Source organism: Massilia sp. 9I (assembly GCF_902506415.1).
GTDB lineage: Bacteria > Pseudomonadota > Gammaproteobacteria > Burkholderiales > Burkholderiaceae_D > Telluria.
The window spans coordinates 2,618,354-2,645,060 of sequence record NZ_LR733275.1 but is presented as its reverse complement, the minus strand read 5'-3'; the positions used below and the strand labels follow the sequence as shown (position 1 = coordinate 2,645,060).

The following is a 26,707-nucleotide window of genomic DNA, read 5'->3' as shown; positions in this document are numbered from 1 at the left end:
CGGCGTCAGCGCCGGCGCCCGAGTTCGATCCCGGCGATCATCAGGACGGCCACGCCTGCCGCCGCGGCGATCCATTCCGCCGGCGGCGGGCTGAAGCGCATGAGGGAGGCGGCCGCCGGTACGAACAGGCAGAGGGCGAGCAGCGCGAGGGCGACGCCGGCGATGGCCGCGAACAGGGGATTTGCCGATGCGTGCACGCCAGCGCTGCCGCCGCGCTGGCGATAGGAGAACAGCAAGCCGAGGTTGCACAGCAACAGTGCGCTGAAGGCCGTGGCGCGCGCGGCACCCTCGGGGAGCACCGCCAGGGCGGCGCCGTAGCAGGCCACCACCAGCAGCGCCGCCCACAGGCCGCGCAGCAGTGCGGAAACGATCGCCGCGCGGCCCAGCAGCGCCTCGCCATGGGGGCGTGGGGGGCGCCGCATCAGGTCCGCGTCGTCGGGTTCGTTCTCGAACGCGAGCGAGCAGGCGGGATCGATGACCAGTTCCAGGAACACGATGTGCAGAGGGAATAGCAGGACCGGCCAGCCCATCAGGGGCGGCAGCAGCGCCAGCAGGGTGATCGGCACGTGGATGGCGGTGACGTAGCCCATCGACTTGCGCATGTTGCTGAAGATGCGCCGTCCGGCCCGCAAGGCCTCGACCAGCGAAGCGAAGCGGTCGTCCAGCAGGGTCAGTTCGGCCGCCTCGCGCGCAACGTCGGTGCCGCGCCGTCCCATGGCAACGCCGACGTCGGCGGCGCGCAGGGCGGGTGCGTCGTTCACGCCGTCGCCGGTCATGGCCACCACCGCGCCGCGGCTTTGCAGCGCACGGACGATCGCCAGCTTCTGCTCGGGGACGATGCGCGCGCACACGGCGACGCCGTCGAGCCTGGCCGCCAGCTCCGGCGGCGCCAGGCGCGCGATCTCGGGACCGGTGAGCGTGGCGCCATTTTCGAGACCGGCCTGGCGCGCGATCGCCGCCGCCGTCTCCGGATGGTCGCCCGTGATCATGACGACACGCACGCCGGCGCGCCGGCAGTCGGCCACGGCGGCCGGGATATCGTCGCGCAGCGGATCCGCCAGCGCCACCAGCCCGAGCAGGCGGTAGGGCAAGGCAGCCGGGTCCTCCGGCAGCGGCAGCGCGAGGCCGCGCGCCTCGGCAACCGCCAGCACGCGCAGGCCCTGGCGGCCCATGGCGGCGGCGGCGGCCAGCGCCGCCGCGCGCTCGCCCTCCCGGCACATGGCGATCACGGTTTCCGGCGCGCCTTTGGCGGCGGCGACAATGCCGCCGTTCTCGCGCCGTACCCGGATCAGGGCGGGCCGGCTTGCGCTCAGGCCGTATTCGCGCAGCAAGACGGGCGCGGCGCCGTCGCCCGCTTCCCCGGGCAGCCCGGCAAGCCCCAGCGCGCGGTCGATCGGATCGGGCGAGCGCGGGCGGCTGGCGTGGACCGCGGCGCTGAGCAGGGCGCGCAAGGCGGGCGCCAGCGCCGTGCCCGGTGTGTACTCCTGCCCGGCGCCGCCGGCCCACAGGCGCTGCAGCGCCATGCGGTTCTCGGTCAGGGTGCCGGTCTTGTCGACACACAGCACCGAGGTCGAGCCCAGGATCTCGATCGCGGCCAGGCGCCGCGTCAGCACGTTCCGGCGCGCCAGGCGCCAGGCGCCGATCGCCGGGAAAACCGTCAGCACCACCGGAAATTCCTCCGGCAGCACCGACATCGACAGCGCCACGCCGGCCAGCAGCGCCTGCAGCCAGCCGCCGCCACGCAAACCGATCACCAGCACCAGCAGCAGGCTCACGCCCAGGCCAAGCAAGGCCAGGCGCTGGGCCAGGCTCTGCGTTTCGCGTTGCAGGCGTCCGCGCGGCGCGTCGATGGTCGCCAGGGCGGCGCCGATCCGTCCCAGCTGGCTGCGCGCGCCGGTGGCGCCGACCCGCGCCAGTGCTTCGCCCTGGACCACCAGGGTGCCGGCGAATACCCAGCAGGATGCTTCGCCGCCGGGTTCGGCGGCAGGGGTGTCCTCGGGGCCTGGCCGCTTGGCCACCGGCACCGATTCTCCGGTCAGGAGCGACTCGTCGACCGCCAGGCCGCCACCGTCGAGCAGCAGGGCGTCGGCCGGCACCCGGTCTCCTTCGGCCAGCAGCAGCAGGTCGCCGCGCACCAGGCTGGACGCGGGAATGCGCCGGCGCTGGCCACCGCGCAGCACCGTGGCCGCCGGCGCGCTCAGGTCGCGCAGGGCGGCCAGGGCGCGCTCGGTCCTGCCCTCCTGGTACAGCGTCATGCCGAGCATCAGCAAGACCATGGCCAGCAGGAACAGGCTTTCGCGCGGCTCGCCCAGCATCAGGTAGAGCAGGGCGGCGCCGGCCAGCAGCAGGAACATCGGTTCGCGCGCCGCGTCGCGCGCGATCGCGGCCCAGCCGCGGCGCCCGCCGTCGGGCAGGGCGTTGGGGCCGTCCTGCGCAAGCCGGCGCCCGGCTTCGGCGTCGGACAGCCCTGTGAACGCCGTCCGGTTGGAGTCGTTCATGGCGCCAGCACGTAGCTGCCCGGCGCCGGACCCAGCCCGGCTGCGGACGGCGGCGGGGCTACCCGTGGGCCCGCACGGGTGGCCAGCCAGGACTCCCAGGCCGGCCACCAGCTGCCTTCGTGCGCAGCGGCGTCGCGCTCCCAGCGGTCCGGATCGATGTAGGAGGCGTCGTGCGCGTGGCTGGCGATCTGGTAGCTGCGGCGCGGGGTCCCCGGCGGCGATACGACCCCGGCGTTATGGCCACCCGAGGTCAGCAGGAAGGTGACCGCGGTGTCGGTCAGCGCGATGATCTTGTAGACCGAGCGCCACGGCGCGACGTGGTCGGTGCGGGTGCCGACGGCGAACACCGGCAAGTGGATGTCGGTCAGCGACACCGGGCGCCCGTCGACGTGGTAGCGCATGCTGGCCAGGCTGTTTTTCAGGAAGAGCTTGCGCAGGTATTCCGAGTGCATGCGGTAGGGCATGCGGGTGGCGTCCGCATTCCACGAGGCGAGATCGTTATCCTGGTTCGGCAGGTCGAGCAGGTACTGGCGCAAGCGCCGCGACCAGATCAGGTCGTTCGAACGCAGCAGCTGGAAGGCGCCCGCCATCTGGCGCGTATCGAGGTAGCCCTGCTGCCACATCGCCGCCTCCAGGAACCGGATCTCGCTGTCGTCGATGAACAGGGAGAGCTCGCCCGGTTCCGTGAAATCGACCTGGGCCGCAAGCAGGGTCATGCTGGCCAGCCGGGCATCGCCGTCGCGCGCCATTGCTGCCGCGGCGATCGCCAGCAGGGTCCCGCCCAGGCAGTAGCCGCAGGCGTTCACGGCGGGAGCCCCGGTCTCGGCCACGATCGCCTCGATCGCAGCCATCACGCCCAGCCGGCGATAGTCTTCCAGCGACAGGTCGCGGTCGGCCGCATCCGGGTTTTTCCAGGAGATCATATAGACGGTGTGCCCCTGTTCCACCAGGTAGCGCACCAGCGAGTTCTGCGGCGACAGGTCGAGGATGTAGTATTTCATGATCCAGGCCGGCACGAACAGCAGCGGCTTCGCATGGACCGTGGGCGTGGCGGGATCGTAGCGCAGCAGCTCGATCAGGCGGTTGGCCAGCACCACCCGGCCCGGCGTCAGGGCGACGTCGCGCCCCGGCAGGCAGCCGGGTGAAGCGCGGACGCCCCCCAGCGCATCGCGGGCGTCCTGCGCGGCGCGCAGCATGCCGTTGACCAGGTTGCGCCCGGCGCTGGCAGCCGTGACCCGCTGCACGACCGGGTTGGTTGCGAGGAAGTTTGAAGGCGCCACGGCGTCGAGCATCTGGCGCGCGACGAAAGTAACGACATCGGTGTGGTGGGGCGAGACGCCGGGGACGCCGCAGGTCGCCCGGTGCCACCACTGCTGGCTCAGCAGGAAACCCTGGCTGAGCATGTTCCACGGCCAGGACTGCCAGGCCGGGTCGGCAAAACGCTTGTCCTGCGCCAGTGGCGCGACTGGTGGGGGCGCCGCCCCGCCGGTGCAGGCCGCCGTCGCGCCGTACTGTACCCAGCGCCCCAGGTGGACGCCGGCCAGCAAGGCCAGCTCGAGCGCCTTGTCAGGTGACAGCAGGAGATGGCTGGCCCAGTCCTGCCAGGCCAGTCCCAGTGCGGCCGGCGACACATGGGCGGTGAACCGGCCGAGCCAGGCGTTCAGGACCAGGTCGGCGGTGGCGCGGCCGGCATCCCACTCGGCCGTGTCCGCATGGCGGCCGCCCTGCCAGGTACTGCCCTCGCGCTGCAGTTCGCTGGGGGGAATCGGGTGTTCGGCTTTTCCCATGGATCAGTGCGCGAGCAGCAGCGGGACCGGGGCGCGTTCCAGCAGTTCGCGGGTGGCGCCGCCCAGCACCCATTCGCGGTAGCGGCTATGGCCGAAAGCGCCGGCCACCATCAGGCCGGCGTCGCAGTCACGGGCCAGCGCCGCCAGCGCGGCCCCCACCGGCAGGTTCGTGCGCTCGCACACCACCTCCACACGCACGCCGTGGCGCGCCAGGTAGAGCGCCATGTCGGCGCCCGGGTCCTCGCCATGCAGTTCGGACAGGCGGTCGGGATTGATCAGGGCCAGCTTGACGTTCTCTGCGCGGCGCAGCAGGGGGAGGGCGGCGGCAATGGCGCGCATGGCCTGCATGCTGCCGTCCCATCCGACCACGGCGGCCCCGGGGATCGCCGCATCTTCGTAGCGCGCCGGCACCACCAGCACGGGCCGCGCCCCGCGCAGCGCGAGGAACTCCGGCAGGTGGCGCGCCTGCGCCGCGAGGGCAGGCGCCGGCGCCCCGGCGTGTTCCTGGCTGAGCACCACCAGGTCGGCGTAGCGCGACTCCAGCAGCAGGGCGTCGCGCGGATCGGCCTCGGCCATGCGCGTTTCGAGCGAGTCGACACCGAGCCGTCCGGCCGCGCGCAGGAATGCGTCGAGGCGCGCACGGGCCGCCTCGCGCAGGCCATGGAAATCGGATTCCGGTTCCGGTACCGGCACGCCGGCCGAGCCGGCCAGCAGCGCATAGTTGACCCAGCTGATGCCGGTGGCGGCGCTGCCGACCAGGTGCGCGCCATGTTCCTTGGCCAGCAAGGCGGCGGCGCGCAGGCGGCTGTCCTGGTCCGGTCCGCCATCGACGTGGACCACGATCGTCTTGTACATGTGAGCTCCTTTCAGGATGAGAGGGGGCGCCAGGGCGACAGCAGCGGGACGCTATCGATGAACGCCTTGAATCACTGTAAAGCTATACCTGGGGAAAGTCAGAATCCGATTTGACGGAGATCAAAAAACTCGTGAATTTTGAAGACCGGCAGAGATACAGCAGCGGGTTCAGCTCGGCACCGGAAAGGTCTCGGATTGTCCGGGTGCGCACCCTTCCGACCCAAACCGATACCGTCTCCGAGGCCAGCCTCGGCTGGCTGCTGCGCGCCAGCCGCGACCCGATGCTGGCCGCCGATGAATCGGGCAACATCGTGCTGGCCAACAAGCCACTCTGCGCGGCAGTGAGGAACGCATGCGTACCGTGTTCGAAACCGCCGTCGACGGCATCATCACGATCGACGCGGCCGGCGCACAGGCCGCGGCCGCGGCGGCGACGCCTTGAACAGGGAGGGCCAGCCTGCTCGCTGCTTCGCCCGTAGAAACAATGACGGAGTAATTTGATGTAAATCAATGATCCGAGAATTGCCGAGCATCTAAGATCATACTGGCCAGCCCGCCCGGGCTTCACCACTTGAAAGCTTTTATGCGCATTCAATTTCTCGGCGGAACAGGTACCGTCACCGGGTCGAAATACCTGGTCAGCGGCGAGCATGCCTCCATCCTCCTCGACTGCGGACTGTTCCAGGGGTACAAGCAGTTGCGCCTGCGTAACTGGGTACGTCTGCCGCTCGACCCCGCGCGGCTGGACGCGGTCGTGCTGACCCATGCGCACCTTGACCACAGCGGCTACCTGCCGCTGCTGGTCAAGTCCGGTTTTCGCGGCAAGATCCTATGCAGCGAGGCCACGGCCGACCTGTGCCGCATCCTGCTGCCCGACAGCGGTCACCTGCAGGAGGAGGACGCCGCCTTCCTCAATCGCCATGGCGCCACCCGGCACAGCCCGGCGCTGCCCTTGTACACCGAAGAGGACGCGCGGATCTGCCTGCGCCAGCTCGCCCCGGTTTCCTTCGATCGCCATGTCGCGGTCGCGCCCGGACTGGGCGCGACATTCCGCCGCGCCGGGCACATCCTGGGCGCCGCCAGCGTCGCGCTCGACGATGGCCGTCGCCGCATCACGTTTTCCGGCGACCTCGGGCGTTCGGACGATCCGGTGATGCTGGCCCCGGCGCCGCTGGAAGCGAGCGATTACGTGGTGGTGGAGTCGACGTACGGCGACCGCCTGCACGACAAGCGCGATCCGATGCTGGCCCTGGGCGCCGCGATCCGCGAGACCAGCGCGCGCGGCGGCGTGGTCGTGATTCCGGCGTTCGCCGTCGGCCGTGCCCAGAACCTGCTGTATGCCATGCACCGGCTCAAGGAATCGGGGGCGATCCCGGCCTTTCTCCCGATCTTCCTCGACAGCCCGATGGCAAAGGACGCCACCGCGATCTACCGCAGGCACCGCGCCGATCACCGTCTTGACCAGGCGCAGTGCGAGGCGATGTGCCGCGCCGCCACCATCATCAACACGGTCGAGGAATCGAAGGAGCTCGACCGCCGCCAGGGACCCAAGGTGATCATCTCCGCCAGCGGCATGGCCACCGGCGGCCGCGTGCTGCATCACATCAAGGCCTTCGTGGAGGATCACCGCAACACCATCCTGTTCGCCGGCTTCCAGGCAGGCGGTACGCGCGGCGCGGCGCTGGTGGGCGGGGCCGCGACGGTGCGGATCCACGGCCAGGACCTGCGGGTGCGCGCCCAGGTCGCCTGCGTGGACAACCTGTCGGCGCATGCCGACAGCGATGGCCTCATGGCCTGGCTCGGAACACTCGGCGCCGCGCCGCGCCGTACCTTCGTCACCCACGGCGAGCCGGGCGCCTCCGAAGCCCTGCGCTACCGTATCAAGCATGAGCTGAACTGGGACTGCCTGGTGCCGGAACACCTGCAGGAGCTGCGCCTGTGAGCGCCGCCCTGCCGCGGCCGTCGGCGGGACCGGCCCACACCGGGGCCTTCGGCGCGCGCCTGCGCCGCATGGGCATCGACAGCGGCAGCGCGGCGCTGCTGTACCTGGCGGCGGACAGCCCCGCCTGCACGGTGCATGGCTTCGCCACCGGCAGCAAGGCCGAGATCGTGGTCGGCGCGCGTTCCGTGGTTGCGCAGGTCAATCTGGTCGCTCCGGCGCTGCTGCCCGAGGGAGAGGCCGGCCTGTCCGAAACAGCCTGGCGCCGGCTGCGCGTGCCGGAGGGGAGCATGGCGCAGATCGCGGCAGCGCCGCCGGCCCGTTCGTTTGCGCTGGTGCGCGCCAAGATCTACGGCCAGGAACTGGACCGCGAGGCCGCCGGCGCCATCGTTGGCGAGATCGCGCACGGCCTGTACAGCGACATCGAGATCGCCAGTTTCATCACCGCCTGCGCCGGCGGCAGCCTGAAAGTGGGGGAGGTGGCCGCGCTGACGGCGGGGATGGTGCAGGCCGGCCAGCGCCTGGCATGGCCGCGCGCGCCCGTGGTCGACAAGCACTGCGTCGGCGGCCTGCCCGGCAACCGCACCACGCTGCTGGTGGTGCCGATCGTGGCCGCTTGCGGCCTCTTGATCCCGAAGACATCCTCGCGTGCGATCACGTCGCCGGCCGGCACCGCGGACGCCATGGAGACCCTGGCGCCGGTCACGCTCGACCTTGCGCAGATGAGGCGTGTGGTCGAGCGCGAGGGCGGCTGCATCGTGTGGGGCGGCGCGGTCCAGCTCAGCCCCGCCGACGACGTCCTGATCCGGGTCGCGCGTCCGCTCGACTTCGATGGCGACGCCTCGCTGGTGTCGTCGGTGCTGTCGAAGAAGGTCGCCGCCGGCTCCACCCATGTCGTGATCGACATCCCGGTCGGCCCGAGCGCCAAGGTACGCACCGCCGCAGCCGCCACCTCGCTGATCCGGCTGTTCCACGTCGTCTCCCTGCACTTCGGGCTCACGCTCAGGATGATCGAGACCGACGGCAGCCAACCGGTCGGCAGGGGGATCGGCCCGGCGCTGGAAGCACACGATGCGCTTGCCGTCCTGCGTGGTCTGCCTGCTGCGCCGGCGGACCTGCGCAGGCGCGCGCTGATGCTGGCGGGAGAGGTGCTGGAGCTCGGGGGGAAGGCGGCGCCCGGTGCGGGCCTGGCCATGGCGCGCGGCGCGCTCGACAGCGGCGCCGCATGGCGCAAGTTCGAGGCGATCTGCGAAGCCCAGGGCGGGCTGCGCACGCCGCCGGTGGCGGGCTTTCGCCAGGAGTGGTGCGCCAGCCGCGCCGGCCGCGTCATCGCGGTCGACAACCGTCGCCTGGCGCGGGTCGCCAAGCAAGCAGGCGCACCGCTGGACGCCGTGGCCGGGGTCGAGTTCGGCGCGCCGCTCGGGACCGCGGTCAGCCGCGGTCAGCCGCTGTTCACGGTGCACGCCGCGTCGCCCGGCGCGCTGGCGCGCGCCATGGATTATCTCCATATACACCAGGACATCGTCGTGATTGGGGAGGCGCCGTGACGCCGCTGCTGTTCGCCCTGCCCGGCAACGAGGCGATGGCGGCGGCGCTGTGCCGCCAGGGCGGTTTCGAAGCGGGCCGCTGGGAACTGCGCGCCTTTCCCGACAGCGAGAGCCATGTGCGTTTCCTGTCGGACCCGGCCGGACGCGAGGTGGTGCTGGTGTGCAGCCTCGACCGGCCGGACGCCAAGTTCGTGCCGCTGTGCCTGGCGGCCTGCGTCGCGCGCGAACTGGGTGCGCGCCGGGTCGGCCTGGTGGTGCCCTATCTGGCCTACTTGCGCCAGGACGCCCGCTTCCAGCCGGGCGAGGGCGTCACGGCGCGCCATTTCGCGCGCCTGCTGGGCAGCGCCGTCAACTGGCTGGTGACGGTCGATCCCCACTTGCACCGGTTCGCCAGCCTGGACCAGGTGTATGCCATCCCGACCCGGGTGGTGCATGCCGCGCCCCGGCTGGCGCAGTGGATCGCGGCCGAGGTCCCGCGTCCGGTGCTGGTCGGACCCGACGAGGAGAGCGCGCAGTGGGTGGCGCGGGTCGCGGCCGCGATCGGCTGTCCCTGGATCACCCTGCACAAGGACCGGCACGGCGACCGCGACGTGACGGTCTCGGTTCCCGAGCCGGGCCCATGGCGGATCTGCACGCCGGTGCTGGTCGACGACATCGCCTCCACCGGCCGGACCCTGGCGGCGGCCGCGCGCATCCGCGAGGCCGGCATGGCGGCGCCGGTGTGCGTCGTGGTGCATCCGCTGTTCGCCGGGGATGCGTACGAAACGCTGCTGGCCGCCGGCGTGGCGCGCATTGCCGCGACCAACACGGTCGGGCATCCCAGCGCCGCCATCGACATGGCCGCAGACCTCGCCGCCGCCGCCCGCGAGCTGCTGGCGGCGCGCGCCGGCTGACGGCGCGGGCCCCGGTGCTATTCCAGGTGCAGCGCGGCGGCCAGTGCCGGATCGAGTCCGTAGATGTCCTGGGAAAACAGCACGCGGCCATGGCGGTCGGCCAGGGCGGTGGCATAGAACAGGATCACGGGCACGGGGCGCGGCAGGGAGACGCTGCGGTTGCGGCCATCGGCCATGGCGGCGGCGACGGCCGCCGCATTCCAGCGCTGCGGGTCGGCGAGCACGAACTGCGCCAGTTCGGCCGGCCGCTCGACCCGGATGCAGCCGTGGCTCAGGTCGCGGCGGCTGCGGCCGAACAGCTCTTTCGCGGAAGTCGAGTGGAGGTAGATGTTCATCGGGTTCGGCATGGCGAACTTGAGCTCGCCCAACACGTTGCGCGCGCCGGGACGCTGCCTTACCCGCGCGCTGCCGGCGCGCAGCGCGTCCAGCGCCGCCGCTGGCGCCAGCTGGCGTGGGCGGCCGTCGGCGCCCACCACTTCCATGTCGTTCTGTTCCAGGTAGGCGGGGTTGCGCGCAAGCCTGGGCACGATCTCGGCAGACTGGATGCTGGGCGGGACGTTCCAGTAGGGGTTGAATTCCAGGTAGCGCACCTCGCCGATGAACAGCGGGGTCTGGGTCCGGGCGGCGGTGCCGACGATGACCCGCATTTCCAGCGAAGGCGCGGCGTAGTTGTCGCGCGCGTCGACGGTCCACAGGCGGTAGGTCGGCACGTTCACTGCCACCACCCGCCCACTGGTAATGGGCGGCAGCCAGCGCAGGCGCTCCAGCGTCAGCGCCAGCTGCGTGACGCGCCTGGACAGCGGTACCGACAGGGCCGCGACCGTCCCGGGACCGAGGATGCCGTCTTCGGCAAGGCCGTGGCGTGCCTGGAAGCGCCGCACGGCCGCCGCCAGCGCCGCGGTGTAGGTGCCGTCGTCCGCCTCCGTCACGCCGTCGAGGTCGCCCAGCAGGCGCAATCGTTCGCGCAGCAGGGCGCTGCCCGGATAGGCGTCGCCCGGCGCGACCGCCGGGGAGGGGTGGGGAAGTGCGGCCCAGTGCGGTGCACTGCGGGCCATGTCCCGGTAGCGCGCCAGGGCGGACTTGACCCGGCCGTAGAGGGGGATGGACGGCGCTGCGGCCTCGATTACGTCCTCGAGGCCGCCTTCCTGGAGGGCTTGGTGCAGGCGGTCCACCGGATCGAAGCCGCGGTCTGTTCCCGGCACCTGGCGATAGGCCGACGCGACCCGGCCGGCGTGGAGGTCGGCAAGGTACTGGAGCATTGCGGTGCTGAGCTCCCGGTCGAAGGCGATGGCGGCGGTCCTGTCCAGCGGCTCGTCCAGGCGGCGTTCGAGCCGGTCCACGTCGTAGTTGGCAGGATCCAGTCCGTGCTCCCGTGCGCCGCGCAAGAGGCGCAGCGCCAGGCGCGCGCGCACCGGACCATCGGACAGCCACAACATGTGGCTTGCGCCGTACAGGCGCGGGATCAGCTGGCGCGCATCGATGGGTGTCCATGCTCCTGGCGCGGGCGCGCTTGGCGGCGACCGGGGCATGGCGGCGCCAGCCGGCAGGGTGAGCATGAACAGGAAAGCGATGCGGGCGCAAACAGCGCAATGGCTAGGGGCGGCAGCATTCATAGAGAGGGAAGCCATGCCGCAACGATACGGGGGATTGAAATAGCCCGTCATTGACGCAGATCAAAATGACTTTCCATAAATGCCTTGGAACAAGCTACTGACGCGTTCTCAAGCTCAAGCGCTAGAAGCTTGCCAGCGCCTTTTTAAAGGAACGGCGTTTCTCTACGCAAGTCGACCCGAGGTGTTTTGCCCTCAGCGCTTGTGACGATTTAGCAACATGATGGCCCAAGGCGTGTATTGACGCCTACAATGGGCTGCTCCTCTTACATCACGCCACCAAGCCGATGATTGCGCCGATCATGATCGATGCGCCCAAGCTCAAGGCCAGCTGCGGTGCCTGCAGCATGCACGCCCTGTGCCTGCCGATGGGACTCGGTGACGCCGACGTCGACCGGCTCGACATGATCATCGGCCTTCGCCGCCGCGTTTTCCGCGACCAGCACCTGTACCGGCGAGGCGATCCCTTCCGTCAGCTTTACGCGATCCGTTTCGGGCATTTCAAGACCTATCAAGTCAACTCGGCTGGAGAATCCCAAATCACCGGATTCCAGATGGCGGGCGAGTTGCTTGGGATGGACGCCATCAGCGGCAGTCACCACTGCGATGCGGTGGCCCTCGAGGACAGCGAAGTATGCGAAATTCCGTTCGCCCGGCTGGAAGAACTGTTTGCAGAAGTACCGGCGCTGCTGCGTCACTTTCATCGCATCCTGAGCCAGGAAATCACGCGCGAGCAGAATGTCATGCTCTTCCTCGGTAACATGCGGGCGGAACAGCGTTTCGCCGTCTTTCTGCTTAACCTTATGTCGCGTTATGCTGCGCGCGGCTATTCGTCTACCTGCCTGCAACTGCGCATGTCGCGCGAGGAGATAGGCAACTACCTTGGCTTGACCATCGAGAGCGTTAGTCGACTGCTGACACGCTTCAAGTCCCAGGGCTGGCTTATCGTGGACAAGCGCGACATTACCGTGCTTGACATGGCGAGATTGAAGGCGCTCGCGGCGGGCACCTCCGGCTAGGCGCCGGCGCACATCCGTGCATTGCGTACAGTTGAGGGCGTTGGCGAAACGCGGTTCAGCTCCGTGAGCGCCGATTGAGCACAGCATTGCCCGTCCGAGGCGACCCGCGCATAAAGCATGTGTGTCTCTGTCGCGCCAGCCGTCGCTTCGGACCCACTCCCCCCGTGGTGTGCCAGAGCGGACGCGCGCTTAATCTCGGGTTAATGTTCGTCCCATAGTCTTGTGCCACTGCAACAGTTTCAAGTAAAGGCACACTATCATGTTCAAGGTCTCGGATCCGCCAATGCGGGAGGCGGCGCCGGCACCGAGCTGCCAGGCCCGCGCCGCGCTCGAGCGCTTCGAACGGGGCGAGCCGGGAAGGGCTGGGCTCGAAGCCTTCATCGCCGCGGCTTTCCTGCGCAACTACGGCGCGCATATCGAGCACTTCAGCGACACCCTGGTGGGTTGCCGCGACGCCGATGGCGCCTGGAAAGCGGCACTCGGATATTCGCTGGCGGGCGCCGCGCCCCTGTTTCTCGAGCGCTACCTCGACGGTCCGATCGAGGCCGCGGTCGGGGCGCGCCTCGAACGGCCCGTCGCCCGCGGCGACATCGTCGAAGTTGGCAATCTGGCCGCCACCCATCCCGGCGCGGCGCGCGCGCTCATTGTCGGCACCACCGCACTGCTGCACGAACTGGGCCTGCGCATCGTGGCCTTCACCGCGACTACCAGCCTGCTCAATTCCTTCGGCCGCCTGCACCTGCGGCCCCAGGCGCTGGCCGTAGCCGATCCGGCGCGCCTGCCCGGCGGCGGCTCCCAGTGGGGCAGCTATTACGACACCCATCCCCAAGTCATGTTTGGCGACATACATTATGGTTATACAGAACTTGCTCGACTCGCTTCCCGGCACCGCCGTCCTGCTGACTGACGGCCGCCGGGAGTTCGACCGCGCCGCACTGATGCAGCGGCTCGCGGACCTCTGCGCTGTCCTGCGGGCACGCGCCCGGCCGGAGGCGCCGGTAGGCATCCTTGCTGACAACTCACCCGATTGGCTGATGGTGGACCTCGCCACCCAGGTGCTCGGCCTTACCCTGGTACCGCTGCCGCTGTTCTTCACCCCGCAGCAGTGGATGCACGTGATCGCTGAAAGCGGCGTCGGCGCGCTGTTCTGCGCCGACCCGGCCCAGGGCGCGGCGCTCGGCTTCGATGCCGTGCTCGCCGTGGATGGCCCGCTGGCGCTGTGCGAAACCCGGCGTTCGCCACACGCTGTGAATCTTACCGGCGTGCAGAAGCTTACCTTCACCTCCGGCACGACTTCGGCGCCAAAAGGCGTGTGCCTCTCGGCCGCCCGGCAATGGGAAGTCGCCACCGCGCTGCGGGAAGGTGTGGCGCCGCTGGGGCTGGAACGCCACCTGTGCCTGCTGCCCTTCGCGGTGCTGCTCGAGAATATCGCCGGTCCCTATACGGCGCTGCTGAGCGGCGCAACCACCATTTGCCCGCCGCTCGCCGAGACCGGCATGCAGGGCGCCAGCGGCTTCGATCCCGTGGCTTGCCTGGAGGCGATTGCGCGCTACGCGCCGCATAGTATTACCCTGGTGCCGCAGATGCTGCAGGCGCTGGTCGCGGCCAGCGCGCCGGACGACCCGCGCATCGCCAGCCTTCGCTTCGTCGCCGTCGGTGGCGGCAAAATGCCGCCCCAGCTGCTGGCAGCGGCGCGGGCGCGCGGTTTTCCGGTGTACGAGGGCTATGGATTGTCCGAGTGTGCTTCGGTGGTGGCGCTGAACCTGCCGGGCGCCGAGCGTGACGGCAGCGTCGGGCGTCCGCTGGCGCACCGGCGCGTGGCCATTGCAGGGGACGGCGAAATCCTGGTGGAGGGCTGTGCGGCGCATTATCTCGGGCAACCGGTCCAGGACGGTCCCTGGCTGGCAACTGGCGACCTCGGCCATCTCGATGCCGACGGTTTCCTGTTCGTCGACGGCCGCAAGAAGGATATTTTGATTACCGGCTATGGACGCAACGTTTCCCCCGAATGGCCGGAAGCGGCCTTGCTGGGCAGCGGCGCCATCGCACAGGCGATCGTGGTCGGCGAGGGCCAGCCCTGGCTCGGCGCCTTGCTGGTGCCGGCCCGGCCCGGGCTGACCCTCGTCCAGCTGCAAGAAGCGGTGGATCGCGCCAATGCGCAGCTGCCGGACTACGCGCAGCTGCGGCGCTGGCGCGCGGTGCCGCCGTTCACGCCGGCCGCCGGCCTGCTCACTTCCAACGGGCGCCTTCGCCGCGCCGCCATCCACACTACCCATGCGAACGAGATCGCATCCCTGTTCGACCAACCGGAGCTCTGACGTGAATTTTTTCGACCAACTGCAATCCGCCACCGAGGCCCAGCGCCAGGAGATGTTCGCGATCCCGATCATCCAGGACGCCCTCCGGGGCCAGGTCGTGACATCCCAGTACATTGCCTTCCTGTCCCAGGCTTATCACCACGTAAAGCACACGGTGCCGCTGCTGATGGCCTGTGGCAGCCGCCTGGGCGAGCGCCATGAATGGCTGCGCGAGGCGATCGCCGAATACATCGAAGAGGAAGTCGGCCACCAGGAATGGATCCTGTCCGATATCCGTGCCTGCGGCGGCGACGCCGAGGCGGTGCGGCGCGCCCGTCCCCATGCCAGCACCGAGCTGATGGTGGCCTATGCCTACCACCAGGTCGACCGCGGCAACCCGGTCGGTTTCTTCGGGATGGTGCATGTACTGGAAGGCACCAGCACGGCGCTGGCCACCCACGCCGCCGGCAGCATCCAGTCGGCGCTGGCGCTTCCTGCCGAAGCGTTCAGCTACCTCAGCTCGCACGGCAGCCTCGATCTCGAGCATGTGGCCTTCTTCGAGAAACTGATGAACCGGCTCGAGGACGAGGCCGATTGCGAGGCCGTGATCCACATGGCGCGCATGATGTACGGCTTGTACGGCAATGTATTCCGCAGCCTGCCGCGTGGCGAACAGCTGTTCGCGGAGGCGGGCTGAGATGGCGGCGGCACATAAGACAGGCGTCTACCGCGCCGTGCTCACCGGCGCCAGCGGCGGTATCGGTGCGGCGATCGCGAAGCGCCTGGCGCCGCAGTGCGCGCTGCTGATCCTGGTCGGCCGCCAGCGCACCGCGCTCGAGGCGCTGGCCGAATCCTTGCGCGCTTGCGACGTGCAGATCGTGTGCGGCGACCTGTGCGAGCAGCATACCTTGAGCGCAATCGCAGCCACCGTCCGCGCCGCCGGCGGAATCGACCTGCTGGTCAACAACGCCGGCGTGAGCAGCTTCCACGCCTTCGAGACCCAGGATCCAGCCGACATCCGTACCCAGATCGAGACCAACCTGCTGGCGCCGATGCTGCTCACGCGCGAGCTGCTGCCCCTGCTTGGCACGGCGCCGGCGGCCCAGGTGGTCAACATCGGCTCGGTATTCGGTTCGCTCGGCTTTCCCGGCTTCGCCGCCTACGGAGCCGCCAAGGCCGGGCTTGCCGGTTTCTCGCAGGCGCTGCGGCGCGAATGCGCCGATTCGACGGTTGCGGTGCGCCACTTCTCGCCGCGCGCCACCCGCACGGCGATCAACAGCGCGGCGGTCAACGCAATGAACCGAGAACTGCGCACGGCCGAGGACACGCCGGACGCGGTGGCGGACGCCTTCATGGCCTTCCTGTCGGGAACGTCGGCAACGCACACGCTCGGCACTGCGGAGCGCTTTTTTGTATTGGTGAACAAGCTGGTGCCCGGCATTCCCGACAAGGCCATCCGCAAACAGTTGCTGCAAATCCGGAAATATTTGCCTCGGTAATAACAACGTAGTACAAAGGAGAAAACGATGAAGACCATGTTCCAATCGATCGCGGCGCTGGCGGCTGCGACAATGGTGGCAGGAGCGGCCTGGGCCGGACCTGCGGAAGACGTCGCCCGCATGCAGCAAGGCTGGGAACAGGCCAAGTACCAGACCCCGGCCGACCGGCAGGAGGCGGAATTTCAGCGGCTGCAGGCCGAAAGCGAAGGGCTGGCTGCGCGCAATCCCGGCAATGCCGAGGTGCTGATCTGGTACGCTATCGTCGAGTCCACCTATGCAGGCGCAAAGGGAGGAATCGGCGCGCTCAAGTACGTCAAGAACGCCAGGAAGTCGCTCGAACAGGCACTCGCGATCAATCCGAATGCGCTCGCAGGCTCCGCCTATACCAGCCTGGGTTCGCTGTATTACCAGGTACCGGGGTGGCCGATCGGATTCGGCGACAAGGCCAAAGCCGACGAATACTTGAAGAAGGGGCTGGCGGTGAATCCTGATGGCATCGATCCGAACTATTTCTACGGCGATTTCCTGTTTCGAAAGGGCGATGCCGCCGGCGCAGAGCGCTACCTGCGCAAGGCATTGCAAGCGCCGGACCGCCCAGGACGCAAGCTGGCCGACGAGGGCCGCCGTGGCGAGATCAGGCAACTGTTGAACCAGATTGCGGAAGGAAAGAAGTGAGTGGATTACGTGAGGGAGCGCAGGTTTGAGGCTGCTGCTGGTCGAAGACGACCCCTTGCTTGCCAGCGGCCTGGTCATGGCGCTACGGCGCGCCCACTACACGGTCGAGCATGTGGACAATGGCGCTTCGGCGGTGGCTGCGCTGCGCGACAACGACTTCGATGCCGCGGTGCTCGACCTGGGCCTGCCCGATCTCGACGGGACGCGCGTGCTGGAACAGGTACGGGCCGGCGGCAGGGATGTGCCAATCCTGATTCTGTCGGCACGCGACGCGATGCGCGACCGGGTCCGCGGGCTCGACCTTGGCGCCGACGACTACCTGGTCAAACCCTTCGAGCTCGATGAGCTGCTGGCGCGCCTCCGGGTCCTGATGCGGCGCCATGGCGGCCGGCCGGTGAACCGGATCGAACGCGGCGACCTGGTGCTGGACGTAGAAAGCCTGCGCGCTTCATGGCAGGGCAAGCCGGTCGAGCTGCAGCGGCTCGAGTTCATGCTGCTCAAGCAGCTCGCCGAGCATCCGCTGCGCGTCTTTAATCGCGCGCAGCTGGAGGAATCCTTGTATGGCTGGGGGGAGGGGGCCGAGAGCAATACCATCGACGTTCACGTTCACCACCTGCGCAAGAAGCTTGCGCCAGCGGCGATCAAGACCGTGCGCGGTGTCGGCTACCGCCTTGGCGACGTGGGCGTATGAAAGCGCGCAGCGCCCGCACCTATTCGAGCCGGCGGCGTCTGGTCGGCACCACGCTTGCCTGCATCGTTCTGATCTTCAGCGGCATTGGTGTGGTCGCCCAGCTGGTTGCACGACACGAGTCCGAAGAGCTGTTCAGCGCGCGCCTGGCCACGTCGGCCCGGGTGCTGGAAGCCTTGGTGGCGCAGGAGCTCGCTACCGCGACAGTCACGCATCCACTGATCATTACGCTGCCGCCGGAACTCGAGACATCGGCAAGCGAGGCTCCAGAATCCGTCGGACACCGCTACGAAACCAAGATCGCTTTCCAGGTCTGGCGCGACGACGGGGTATTGCTGGCCAGGTCGGCATCGGCGCCGGACGCACCTCTGGCCGGGTTCAAGCCGGGCTTCAGCACCCACCAGGTCGGCGAGATCCTCTGGGAAGTGTTCGCTTTGCGCTCGGGGCGTACCTGGATTCTTACGGCGGAAAAGGAAGAAGTGCGGGGCGAGCTTGCCGAATACATCGGCATGTCGATCACTGCCCCGTTGCTCGTGGGCGGACTGCTGATGCTGGTGGCGGTGAATTTCGTTCTGCTCTACAGCATGCGCCCGCTCAAGGAACTGGCTGTGCGCATCGCCGCCCGCAGCCCTGATTCGCTTGATCGCGTCGACCTGCCGCAAACGCCGGTCGAGCTGGCGCCCATCATCCAGGAACTGAACAGCTTGCTCGATCGCATCAAGGCCGCATTCGAGCGCGAGCAGCGCTTCATCGATGCTGCCGCTCATGAGATCCGCACGCCGATTGCCGCGGTGCAGCTGCACATCGAAAATGCAATGCAGGCGGCGGGGGAGGGCGAGCGCTGCGAGTCACTGGCGCTGGCGCTGGCCGGCGCACGCCGCACCAGCAAGCTGGCCGAGCAACTGCTGACGTTGAGCCGCATCACAGCGCGCAGTGACGACTACATCCCCCAGGAGGTATCGCTGCTCGCGCTTTGCCAGGACGTGATCGGCACGCTCGATCCACTGCTCGAACGGCGCGGCCAGGCAATCAGCCTCGACGCCGAAAGGGACATATGCGTGTGGGGAGAACCGACGCAGCTACGGCGCCTGCTGCAGAACCTCATCGACAACGCGTCCGTTCATGGGGCGCCGGATGGCGAGATCCTGGTGCGCTTCGTGCGGCGAGCCGACCGCGTATTGCTGTCAGTGGCGAACGATGGCCCGCCCATCCCGACCGGAGAACTGGACAAGCTGTTCACGCCATACTATCGGGCCCCGGGCGCGGCGCCGGGAGGGCACGGACTGGGGCTGGCGATCGTGAAGGAAATCGCCGCGCAGCATGGGGCATCGATCAGCCTGCGACGCAAGCCGGACGGGCAGGGCACGATTGCCGAGGTTTCACTCCCTCTTGTCAAGATTCAGTAGCCCTTGCGCTGCGGTATTTTTGTTTCTAGAGAGGCGAATGAAATCGACAATGCGACGACTCGCAGGATTTTTATCGGGTGCCGCGCAAGGTCGGGCATCGCCATTCGACGACCACCGCCGAGATAAGCACAGGGCTATAGTGTAGAACTGAAGGCCGAAGTGGGGGAGGGGGGAAGCGAAACGCAGCGAAACGCTGGCGCGGGTTGGGCGAGCCGCACCAGCAAGCTGTCCAGGCAGTTGCTGACATCGAGCCGCCCATCGCCGCGCAAGTCCTGCCAATTCGGATCAGGATTTGGCCTACAGTAAGGATTCCAGACTTATCACGGAGCGATCATGAGCCTGCAACATCTCGACAATGGGCATTCCGAGGACAGGGCCAATGTCGATCACCTGCGTTTTCATCGTCAGCACGATCACTTGTCAAGAACGTTTGGTAGTGATGTGTTCGGCATGAAAGCGGAAGCATTTGCCCGGTTTTTTGGAACGCCGACCTTTCTCGGTGCGCAAACGGGTATTGTTGTCGTCTGGATCGCGGCGAACGTGCTGGGCTTAATGCACTATGACCCCTATCCATTCATCCTGCTGAATCTGGCCTTCAGCCTGCAGGCTGCGTATGCGGCTCCCCTGATTCTTCTGGCGCAAACGCGTCAGGCGGCGCGTGACAAAGCGCACTCGGATGCGGACGCCAAACACCGCGAAGCAATCGCTTTATCATCTGCACTACAGTCCAGCCAAATGCTTGAACTGCTCCGCCAGAATACAGAACTGACGGCGATCACGAAAGAGATGGCAGAACGTATCGAAAGATTGACGGCAGAGGTGCATCAACACCTGATCCGGGATGCGGTCGGAGAGTGATAGGGCTGGGAACGTTACATGGCGCGCCGGCCCCAGCTGACCTCTGGCAAACGATGGCCTGCCTCGAGCGCGAAAGACACAAGTTGCTGTACGTCGAATCTGGCCTCCATCAGAAAACAGTCTGATATCTGACGACGATGTGTTGAGCGTGATTAAAAGAATGGCCTCCGTGATGGAGGCCATTTTGCTTATATCGGACGTTGTTGCCGCTTTCGCGCACTACGCATCGATTGAAAACCGCCGTGCAGGGTGGGCGTCGCCGACAGGTCCTGGTCTAGTTGCCGCGCTGGCTACCTGAACCATAGGGGTGGGTACTCACCGGGCGGGCATCGGGGAAAGCATTCCGGAACCGCAGGGTGTCGCTGCCGTTCTCATCGAGCCAGGCACGCGCCTCGACGACGCGCTCAACGCTCTCGAAGCAATACACGTCGTCGCCGAGTGCGACCTCATTGGTGAATTCCATTCTGCTCTCTTTCTCGTCGAGGCCGTACTCTATCGGAAATCCGTCCGATGCGTACGACAGACCGCAACCCATACGGGTAGCCATGGTCCGGTCCACCGGCATGCCCGACCGGCGGGCCAACGGCGCCGCGCCGCGCGCTTAGGTCCGCTCCTGGTCCCATCCCGCGCGCAGGGCCGCTTTCATCTGGTCCCAGGTCGCCGGTTTTCCTTCGCGATGGCCGCGCTCCCATTCGGCCCGCAGCTCGCCTTCTACCGCGTCCCAGGTTCGGCCCCGGAACATGGCCCGGCTGCGCACGTGATGGCCGTAGCGGTAGACCGGCGCGAAATCATGGTAGTTCGTGCCGGGATAGGTGCTGGCGTGATGGCGACGGTAGTCGGTCTCATCCACGTCCGTACCGGTCCCGATCCTATTCCAGCCGTGTTTCAGCGCGTCCATGAAGTTCTCCCAGGCCGTGGGTGCATGTGCTTGCCCGCGGGCTTGCGCGTTCGCTGTTGCGGCGGAGCCCATGGTCGAGCCGGGGCGGGCGGCGGCGCCGGCGTGATGCGCGCTGCCGGCATGACGTGTCCTCCAGTGGCTCCGGCGGTAGTCGTCGTCGTCGATCTCCGGACTGGTGCTGTCCCAGCCAAGGTGGACCGCCTGCTCGTATACGCGCCAGCCCGCCGGTCCCGGACTGCGTGCTTCCCACAGGACCTTCAGGTCCGCGCCCGCCTCCTGCCATGCGCGGTTGCGGTAGCGCTCGTTCTCGTGCATGTCGCGGCCGAAGCGGAAGGCGGCCATGGCCGCGTCACCGCGCGGACGAGGACGCCCTGGCGGCATCGTTGCCTCCTCGGATGAGGCGAGCGGCCACAGTCCAGCCGGCAGCATCGGTTCCCGGGCGGTGGTCCCGATCATCGGCATCTCCTGCATGTCTTGCGTGCCTTGAAAATGCTCACTGTCACGTCCCTGGGACTGCAGCGCTCCCGGTGTGGCCGTGAACCGACGGATACCCTGGCCGGCGCCCGGCTCGGCCTCGTCGATGAAGCCGGCGACCAGGAAAACGGCGCGTTCCGCCTCCTCGTCCGAATCGGTCGACAGGTTCAGCACTTGACTCACGGCGCCGTCCGCGCGCGCCGTCGCCGGACGGCGCTGCGCACGGTCGAGCAGGCTGGCGAACACGCGGGTGCGCGATGCGCCGGGATGTGCCCGCCAGCTTGGGCGAGGTATATCGCCCTTGCTGGCGGAACGGGCGCCGGCCACGCTCGCCAGGTGCGTGTCCGCGCGGGAAAATCCCGCGTCCAGCAAGCTTGCCAAGGCTTGCCGAGCCTTGCCGGGGTCGTCGAAAACCGCTGTCAGATTGTGTCGCATATTGTCCTCCTGCTGCATTGATGAAGCATGCTTGCCGGCGGTGCGGACTGTTCGATGGGGCGCAGGGACGATGCCGGTGGAATCGTCGTGCGTGCCACGGCCCGCAGCGTGCGGGTCGATGCTTGTCGCCAGGGGCGTCCGTGGCTTGCCGCGAGAAGGGCGGGGGCAGGGTGGGGCTGGCGCGTCCAATGCGAGGCAGGAGACCAGTGTACTCCCATGTGGCGACGGGAACGGGTAATGTGCACATTGTTGGGCAGGTGCATCCCGACCCACCGTCCGGACGATCCGCGACGGCGCTGGCGCTTCGTGCTAGCATGAGTTGTATTGACGGCCCGGCGGCCGCGAGGAGCCTTCCATGAAGCTGGTCGAAGCCGACGAGATGAAACGGTATACGGACATCCTTGACGCGCGCTCATGGGATCCTGGGGATTTCGAACTGCGCGAAGTGGACCTCACCGACCCGGGGAGCGACGAATTGCTGCCGATAAAAGGCTTTGTCAAAATCTGTTGCAGGTCGACGGCACGCTGCCGGGAATATCCTACCGGCGACGGCACCGCATGGGTGCCGGCTTTCGAGCGCGATCTCCTCGCCGGACGTTTCGCCTGAGCTCAGGCCCCGGCGCCCCCGGGGCGCCAAGGCGGCAAGCAGTGCCGGAGGGAGTATGGCAAACCTGATCCTCATTATCTCGCCATCTCCGGACGATGTCCTCGCGCTGCGCCAGGCCTTGGGCGACGCCTCCGACGGCCCCTTCGATGTGGAAGACACGGGCACCCTCGCAAGCGGCCTGCGCCGCGTCGCAGAGGGCGGGATCGATGCGATCCTGCTGGACATGAGCCTGCCGGACAGCCAGGGCCTGGCCAGCTTCGAGCAGGTCCACGTGGCGGCGCGCCATACGCCCATCATGACGCTGTGCGCGCTCGATGAAGAAGACGATGCCAGGGAGGCGGTCCAGCGCGGCGCGCAGGGATGGCTGTCGAAGGGATATTTCGACAACAACCTGGTGCCGCAGTCCCTGCGCAATGTAATCGAGCGCATGAAGGTCGAGCAGAAGCTGTACGCCCTCCAGGCGCGTGCGCAGATCACGCTGAACTCGATCGCCGACGCCGTCGTCTCGGTCGACATGCACGGGCGCGTCGATTACTTGAACATCGCCGCCGAACTGATGACCGGGTGGACACGCGACGAGGCCAAGGGGCGGCAGATTGCGCAGGTGCTCGTCATGGTGGACGGCGACGGCGCCGGCACGGTCGACAATCCGGTGGAGGCCGTGCTGCGGGACGGCCAATCCGAGGGGCTGAGCGGCGAAGTCATTCTCGTCGATCGGCTAGGCAAGCTGCGCCGCATCGAGGATTCGGCCGCGCCGATCTTCGACTGGGACGGACAGCTCGTCGGCGCCGTCATGGTGTTCCGGGACATCTCCGACACCGTCGCCCTGACGACCAAGATGAAACACCTCGCCCAGCACGATTTCCTCACCAACCTGCCCAACCGTGTGCTCCTGAACGACCGCATCAGCCAGGCGATCGCTTCGGCCCGGCGCAGCAACACCTGTCCGGCCCTGCTGTTTCTCGACCTCGACAAGTTCAAGCACATCAACGATTCGCTCGGTCACGCGATTGGCGACTGGCTGTTGCAGGCCGTTGCCGGGCGCCTGCTCGGCTGCGTGCGCACCTCAGACACGGTCAGCCGCCACGGGGGGGACGAGTTCGTCATCCTGCTGGCGGACGAGCGGCGTGCACAGGATGCGGCGCTTGCAGCCGAGAAGATCCTGATCGCCATATCGACGCCCTTTCTCATCGACGGGCAGCAGCTGCATACGTCCACGAGTATCGGCATCAGTGTATTTCCGCTCGACGGCCTCGACGCTGCCGCCCTCATCAAGAATGCGGACACCGCGATGTACCATGCCAAGGAGCGCGGCCGCAATGCTTACCAGTTCTTCTGCCACGACATGAACGCGCGCGCCGTCGAGCGACAACTCATCGAAAGCAACCTGCGCCTGGCACTCGAACGTTCCGAGTTCGTCCTGCATTACCAGCCCAAGCTGGACCTGGAAAGCGGCGCGATCACCGGCGCCGAAGCCCTGCTGCGTTGGGAACAACCAGAATGGGGCACGGTCCTGCCCGAACGCTTCATCCACGTTGCCGAGGAGTGTGGCCTGGTGATCCCTATCGGACGGTGGGTGCTGCGCGAGGCCTGTGCCGAAGCGGCGCACTGGCGCGCCAGCGGCATGGCCCCGGTCTCGATCGCCGTCAATGTGTCCGCCATGGAGTTTCGTCACCGCGACTTTTTCGAGCAGGCGCTGGCCATTTTCGACGCGACCGGGGTCGACCCGGCCTGCTTGCAGCTGGAGCTGACCGAGAGCGTGCTGATGCGCGACGTCGGGGCCAGCGCCACCCTGCTGGCGAAGCTCAAGGCGATGGGCGTGCAGATTGCCGTGGATGACTTCGGTACGGGGTACTCGAGCCTGAGCTACCTGAACCAGTTCCCGATCGATGTGCTCAAGATCGACCAGTCCTTCGTCCGGGCGATTGATGGCAACGTGGAGGGCAACGGCGCCATCGTGAGCGCGGTGATCGGTATGGGGAGGAGCTTGGGCCAGCGTGTCATCGCGGAGGGCATCGAGAACGCTGTGCAGCTCGCCTTCCTCAGGCTGCATGGTTGCGGCGAGGGACAGGGTTATTTTTTCAGCGCACCTGTCGACGCCACCCGGATGCGCGCCATGCTGCGTCCCGATGCATGAGGGCGAAGCGGGCCCAAAGCACGTACGCCCTGTTCACAACGAACGAATACTTACACTTTATTTCGCCCGTACACAGACAGCGCGGCGCATAGTGATTGGACCGGCCTGTCACGACTTCGGTTCACCGATCGTAAGAGGCGCCAACTCACTTCGACCACGCGGAGCAAGCGATGCACATAGTCCTGGAGTTCCCGCCCAAGGTATTTGTCCAGTGGGGAGCGATCGCGCAGGAGATCGTTCCCTACCTGGTCCAGCGGGGCGTGAAACGCGACGAGATCTCCGCCGTCCTCGAGCGCCTCAAGACACGCTGGGAGCAGCTGGATCCGGCCTTGCCTGATACGCCTGACGCGGGCTTGCTGGATGGGGACATGGGAACCAAAGCAGCCAGACAGCGGGAGGAGGATGGCGAGCTGTATGTGTCGCGGCACTGGAAGTCGCAGTCCGCCAGGATGCTGATCGAATCCGCCCTGGCCGATTACCAGCGTCATACCCGCCGCTGATTCGGTTGCGGCGCGTTGGGGCCCATGGACCACGGTGAACGCTTCAACGGCATCTCGCATGGCGTGGGAACGGTGCTTGCGGCCATCGGCGGCATGCTGCTGGTCGCTACGACCGCTATGGCCGGCGACCCGAGGAAGAGCGTCGCCTGCGGCGTCTACGCGGCGGCGCTGCGGATCCTTTATCTCAGGTCCACCCTCTGTCATGGCTGGTGAGGGCACTGGCCCTCTTCGGGATCGCCCGGGAACGCTGCTTCGCGCGCCGGACGCTTGCCTTGTCGCCTGTCGACGATCTGGTGGTGGGCCAGCTTGCCGTGCTCGCCATCGATTCCCTGGTTGAGGTGCCCGGACAGGCGGCTTTGCCTGGCCGGCGGCCTGTTCTACAAATGGGATCGTGTCCGATACTTCTGACTCCGGCCAGTGGCACGGCGCGTGCCTCATACGTGCAGCTGGCTGACCAGGAAATGTATCTCTGTAAGCGCAGTGGCCTGCGGTGACAATTCCGCCAGTAGGGGCGGAGCCCAGGTGGGGGGCTGATCTCCACGCAATGTATTGCCGTTCGCTATTGCTGAAAAATAGATGCGCGAATCAGCCGCACAGACGCTAAAAAGAGCGCATAGTGTGCAGGTCAAAGCGCGATCTTCAGCAATCGCCCCCTTCCAGACGGCATCAGCCGTGCTGCCATTCCCGCCAGATATGTCAACGCATCGCGTCCGGCGTTCGCATGAGCACATCATTTCATTCATTTCATAAAGGTACTCCATGTATCCATACCCGCAATCCGTCACCCCCGCCCTGCGTTCGCATATCGATGCACAAACTGCGTTCCTGAACGAGGTGTCGCAAACCATTTCGCGTTCCCTGCAGCAGGTCTTCCAGCTAAACATGCAACTGGGTCAGACCCTGTTCGAGGAAACCACCAGCACCGCCCAGCGCATGCTGAGCACCGAGCGATCCACCGACGCGCTCTCGGCAGCGGCCTCGCGCGCCCAGCCTGCCACCGACAAGCTGCGTTCCTACCAGCAGCAGCTGTCGCAGCTAGCCGCCTCCACGCAGGTCGATTTGAGCCGCGTGACCGAGCAGCATGGGCAGGAAACCTCCCGCACCGCGCGCGCACTGGCCGACGAGGTGACGCGCGTCTCGGTCGAAGAAACCGACAAGAGCCTGCGCCAGCAGGAGGAAACCATGAAGACGTCGCGCGAGGCCTTCCAGCAAGAGGCCGAGCGCGGCATCCAGGCCGGCAACCAATTCCTCGGCAGCCTGCAAAGCAGCGCCGATGGCGCGAAGCCCGACGGCCAGGCGCGCCAGCCCGGCAATATGCAAGGTGGTAATGGTCAGGCCGGTAGCAAGGGTACGGCCCCGAGCCGCTGATCAACCTAAGCCATCCTGGCCCTGCAGGGCCAACCCCAGCGGCGGCGTTGACCTTGCGGTCTCGCCGCCGTTTGCGTCTCAGGAGACCATCCATCACGCGATCGGGGAACCCATCCATGTTCAACAGCCTTGTCAATCCCTGGTCCTGCGTGGCCTTTCCCTGGAGCCGCGTGCCCGTCCAGCCGACCGCCCAAAGCCGATTCACGTACGGATCGCACGAAGAGGAAGCGCCAGCTCCCACATCAGCGCCATGCTAGCGATGCGCAACGGTCCCGATCCGTCCGCACCGGCGCCGCCACCGCCGCATGCGACCGTGCCTGTCATCGTCTTCCATGGCGATGCCGACGCCGCGGTCCACCGGACCAACAGCAGCGGTGTGGTACGCCAGTCCCTCGACAGCCAGGCGCTGCACAGGCGCGCGGCGGATACCGGCATCGCCGCGGTGGCGGAAACCGGCTTGGCCAGCGGACGCGAGTTGCCCGCCATGTGCACCGCGATCCTGCAGGCGGCGTGCTGGCCGGGCAATGGACCGTGCACGGGGCCGGCCATGCCTGGTCGGGCGGCGACCTGCGCGCCAGTCATGCCGACGCCCACGGTCCCAACGCCAGCGCAAAGATGCGGCGCTTTTTCTTCGGCCGCCCGGTTGCCTGAGCGGCAGCTTGTATGCGGTGCGCCTTTGCCGCGGAAATGGGCGTAGTCTGGGGATGCTGCTTCCCA

General features: G+C 67.5%; 25 protein-coding genes. 18 read left to right on the top strand and 7 right to left on the bottom strand.

All coding sequences use genetic code 11. The features are described from left to right. Window positions 1–5 precede the first annotated feature (5 nt). The 3 genes from GV068_RS11765 to GV068_RS11755 are packed head-to-tail and all read right to left on the bottom strand — an operon-like array spanning window position 6 to window position 5,140. Complete coding sequence (locus GV068_RS11765; protein ID WP_159697599.1) at window positions 6–2,498, bottom strand: cation-translocating P-type ATPase; 2,493 nt, start codon at window positions 2,496–2,498, stop codon at window positions 6–8. Continuing rightward, the gene (locus tag GV068_RS11760) at window positions 2,495–4,285 is read right to left on the bottom strand and encodes an alpha/beta hydrolase (protein ID WP_159697597.1); all 1,791 of its coding nucleotides are present in this window, start codon (window positions 4,283–4,285) and stop codon (window positions 2,495–2,497) included. Before GV068_RS11760 ends, GV068_RS11765 begins: the two co-directional genes overlap by 4 nt. Window positions 4,286–4,288: 3 nt before the next feature. Continuing rightward, on the bottom strand, window positions 4,289–5,140 hold the full coding sequence (locus GV068_RS11755) for a universal stress protein (protein WP_159697595.1): 852 nt from the start codon (window positions 5,138–5,140) through the stop codon (window positions 4,289–4,291). Between the two features lie 583 nt (window positions 5,141–5,723). On the opposite strand from GV068_RS11755, the gene GV068_RS11750 reads away from it, so the two are divergent. The 3 genes from GV068_RS11750 (at window position 5,724) to GV068_RS11740 (ending at window position 9,519) form a co-directional block, all read left to right on the top strand. Continuing rightward, entirely contained in the window at window positions 5,724–7,082 is a 1,359-nt protein-coding gene (locus tag GV068_RS11750) for an MBL fold metallo-hydrolase RNA specificity domain-containing protein (protein ID WP_159697593.1), read from the top strand. A 68-nt stretch (window positions 7,083–7,150) separates the two neighbouring features. Continuing rightward, window positions 7,151–8,626, top strand: coding sequence for a thymidine phosphorylase family protein (locus GV068_RS11745; protein ID WP_159704951.1), 1,476 nt, complete (start codon window positions 7,151–7,153; stop codon window positions 8,624–8,626). Further along, a complete protein-coding gene (locus GV068_RS11740; protein WP_159697591.1) occupies window positions 8,623–9,519 on the top strand; it encodes a ribose-phosphate pyrophosphokinase in 897 nt (298 codons plus the stop codon). Before GV068_RS11745 ends, GV068_RS11740 begins: the two co-directional genes overlap by 4 nt. Before the next feature lie 17 nt (window positions 9,520–9,536). Here the strand turns inward: GV068_RS11740 and GV068_RS11735 are convergent, their stop codons facing one another. After that, window positions 9,537–11,147, bottom strand: a complete 1,611-nt coding sequence (locus GV068_RS11735) for a murein L,D-transpeptidase (protein ID WP_159697589.1) — start codon at window positions 11,145–11,147, stop codon at window positions 9,537–9,539. Window positions 11,148–11,416: 269 nt separating this feature from the next. Here GV068_RS11735 and fnr point away from each other — a divergent pair, with 269 nt between their 5' ends. The 9 genes from fnr to GV068_RS11690 all read left to right on the top strand — a co-directional run bounded on the left by fnr (window position 11,417) and on the right by GV068_RS11690 (window position 19,571). Further along, a complete protein-coding gene (gene fnr / locus GV068_RS11730) occupies window positions 11,417–12,148 on the top strand; it encodes a fumarate/nitrate reduction transcriptional regulator Fnr (RefSeq protein ID WP_159697587.1) in 732 nt (243 codons plus the stop codon). A gap of 259 nt (window positions 12,149–12,407) precedes the next feature. Next, a complete protein-coding gene (locus GV068_RS11725) occupies window positions 12,408–13,055 on the top strand; it encodes a thermostable hemolysin (RefSeq protein ID WP_229464101.1) in 648 nt (215 codons plus the stop codon). Then, on the top strand, window positions 13,015–14,466 hold the full coding sequence (locus tag GV068_RS11720) for an AMP-binding protein (RefSeq protein WP_229464098.1): 1,452 nt from the start codon (window positions 13,015–13,017) through the stop codon (window positions 14,464–14,466). The genes GV068_RS11725 and GV068_RS11720 overlap by 41 nt, the downstream gene beginning before the upstream one ends. Before the next feature lies 1 nt (window position 14,467). Further along, a complete protein-coding gene (locus GV068_RS11715; RefSeq protein WP_159697583.1) occupies window positions 14,468–15,142 on the top strand; it encodes a TenA family transcriptional regulator in 675 nt (224 codons plus the stop codon). Window position 15,143: 1 nt separating this feature from the next. Next, entirely contained in the window at window positions 15,144–15,944 is an 801-nt protein-coding gene (locus tag GV068_RS11710; RefSeq protein WP_159697581.1) for an SDR family oxidoreductase, read from the top strand. Between the two features lie 27 nt (window positions 15,945–15,971). Then, window positions 15,972–16,619 (top strand): hypothetical protein, encoded by a 648-nt coding sequence (locus tag GV068_RS11705; protein ID WP_159697579.1) that lies wholly within the window; start codon window positions 15,972–15,974, stop codon window positions 16,617–16,619. A 25-nt stretch (window positions 16,620–16,644) separates the two neighbouring features. Continuing rightward, window positions 16,645–17,310 (top strand): response regulator transcription factor, encoded by a 666-nt coding sequence (locus GV068_RS11700; RefSeq protein ID WP_159697577.1) that lies wholly within the window; start codon window positions 16,645–16,647, stop codon window positions 17,308–17,310. Further along, window positions 17,307–18,713, top strand: a complete 1,407-nt coding sequence (locus GV068_RS11695) for an ATP-binding protein (RefSeq protein WP_159697575.1) — start codon at window positions 17,307–17,309, stop codon at window positions 18,711–18,713. The genes GV068_RS11700 and GV068_RS11695 overlap by 4 nt, the downstream gene beginning before the upstream one ends. Before the next feature lie 333 nt (window positions 18,714–19,046). Beyond that, window positions 19,047–19,571 (top strand): DUF1003 domain-containing protein, encoded by a 525-nt coding sequence (locus tag GV068_RS11690; RefSeq protein ID WP_159697573.1) that lies wholly within the window; start codon window positions 19,047–19,049, stop codon window positions 19,569–19,571. A 274-nt stretch (window positions 19,572–19,845) separates the two neighbouring features. Here the strand turns inward: GV068_RS11690 and GV068_RS11685 are convergent, their stop codons facing one another. Both GV068_RS11685 and GV068_RS11680 read right to left on the bottom strand, forming a co-directional pair. Continuing rightward, window positions 19,846–20,118, bottom strand: coding sequence for a hypothetical protein (locus GV068_RS11685; protein WP_159697571.1), 273 nt, complete (start codon window positions 20,116–20,118; stop codon window positions 19,846–19,848). Window positions 20,119–20,172: 54 nt separating this feature from the next. Next, window positions 20,173–21,378 (bottom strand): hypothetical protein, encoded by a 1,206-nt coding sequence (locus GV068_RS11680; protein WP_159697569.1) that lies wholly within the window; start codon window positions 21,376–21,378, stop codon window positions 20,173–20,175. Window positions 21,379–21,733: 355 nt separating this feature from the next. Between GV068_RS11680 and GV068_RS11675 the strand changes: the two genes are divergently transcribed. The 5 genes from GV068_RS11675 (at window position 21,734) to GV068_RS11655 (ending at window position 25,990) form a co-directional block, all read left to right on the top strand. After that, window positions 21,734–21,985: a transcriptional regulator gene (locus GV068_RS11675; protein ID WP_159697567.1), complete on the top strand. Its 252-nt coding sequence runs from the start codon at window positions 21,734–21,736 to the stop codon at window positions 21,983–21,985. Between the two features lie 55 nt (window positions 21,986–22,040). Continuing rightward, window positions 22,041–24,122 (top strand): bifunctional diguanylate cyclase/phosphodiesterase, encoded by a 2,082-nt coding sequence (locus GV068_RS11670; RefSeq protein WP_159697565.1) that lies wholly within the window; start codon window positions 22,041–22,043, stop codon window positions 24,120–24,122. Window positions 24,123–24,292: 170 nt separating this feature from the next. Beyond that, window positions 24,293–24,622 carry a hypothetical protein gene (locus GV068_RS11665; RefSeq protein WP_159697563.1) on the top strand — a complete coding sequence of 110 codons (330 nt, stop codon included), beginning with the start codon at window positions 24,293–24,295 and terminating at the stop codon, window positions 24,620–24,622. Between the two features lie 24 nt (window positions 24,623–24,646). Beyond that, a complete protein-coding gene (locus GV068_RS11660; RefSeq protein WP_159697561.1) occupies window positions 24,647–24,835 on the top strand; it encodes a hemolysin III family protein in 189 nt (62 codons plus the stop codon). 546 nt (window positions 24,836–25,381) lie between these two features. Beyond that, window positions 25,382–25,990 carry a phasin family protein gene (locus tag GV068_RS11655; protein WP_159697559.1) on the top strand — a complete coding sequence of 203 codons (609 nt, stop codon included), beginning with the start codon at window positions 25,382–25,384 and terminating at the stop codon, window positions 25,988–25,990. 201 nt (window positions 25,991–26,191) lie between these two features. On the opposite strand, the gene GV068_RS25210 is transcribed toward GV068_RS11655, so the two are convergent. Beyond that, window positions 26,192–26,476, bottom strand: coding sequence for a hypothetical protein (locus GV068_RS25210; protein ID WP_229464096.1), 285 nt, complete (start codon window positions 26,474–26,476; stop codon window positions 26,192–26,194). Between GV068_RS25210 and GV068_RS25205 the strand changes: the two genes are divergently transcribed. Further along, window positions 26,477–26,641, top strand: a complete 165-nt coding sequence (locus tag GV068_RS25205) for a hypothetical protein (protein ID WP_229464094.1) — start codon at window positions 26,477–26,479, stop codon at window positions 26,639–26,641. The last annotated feature ends 66 nt before the right edge of the window (window positions 26,642–26,707 follow it).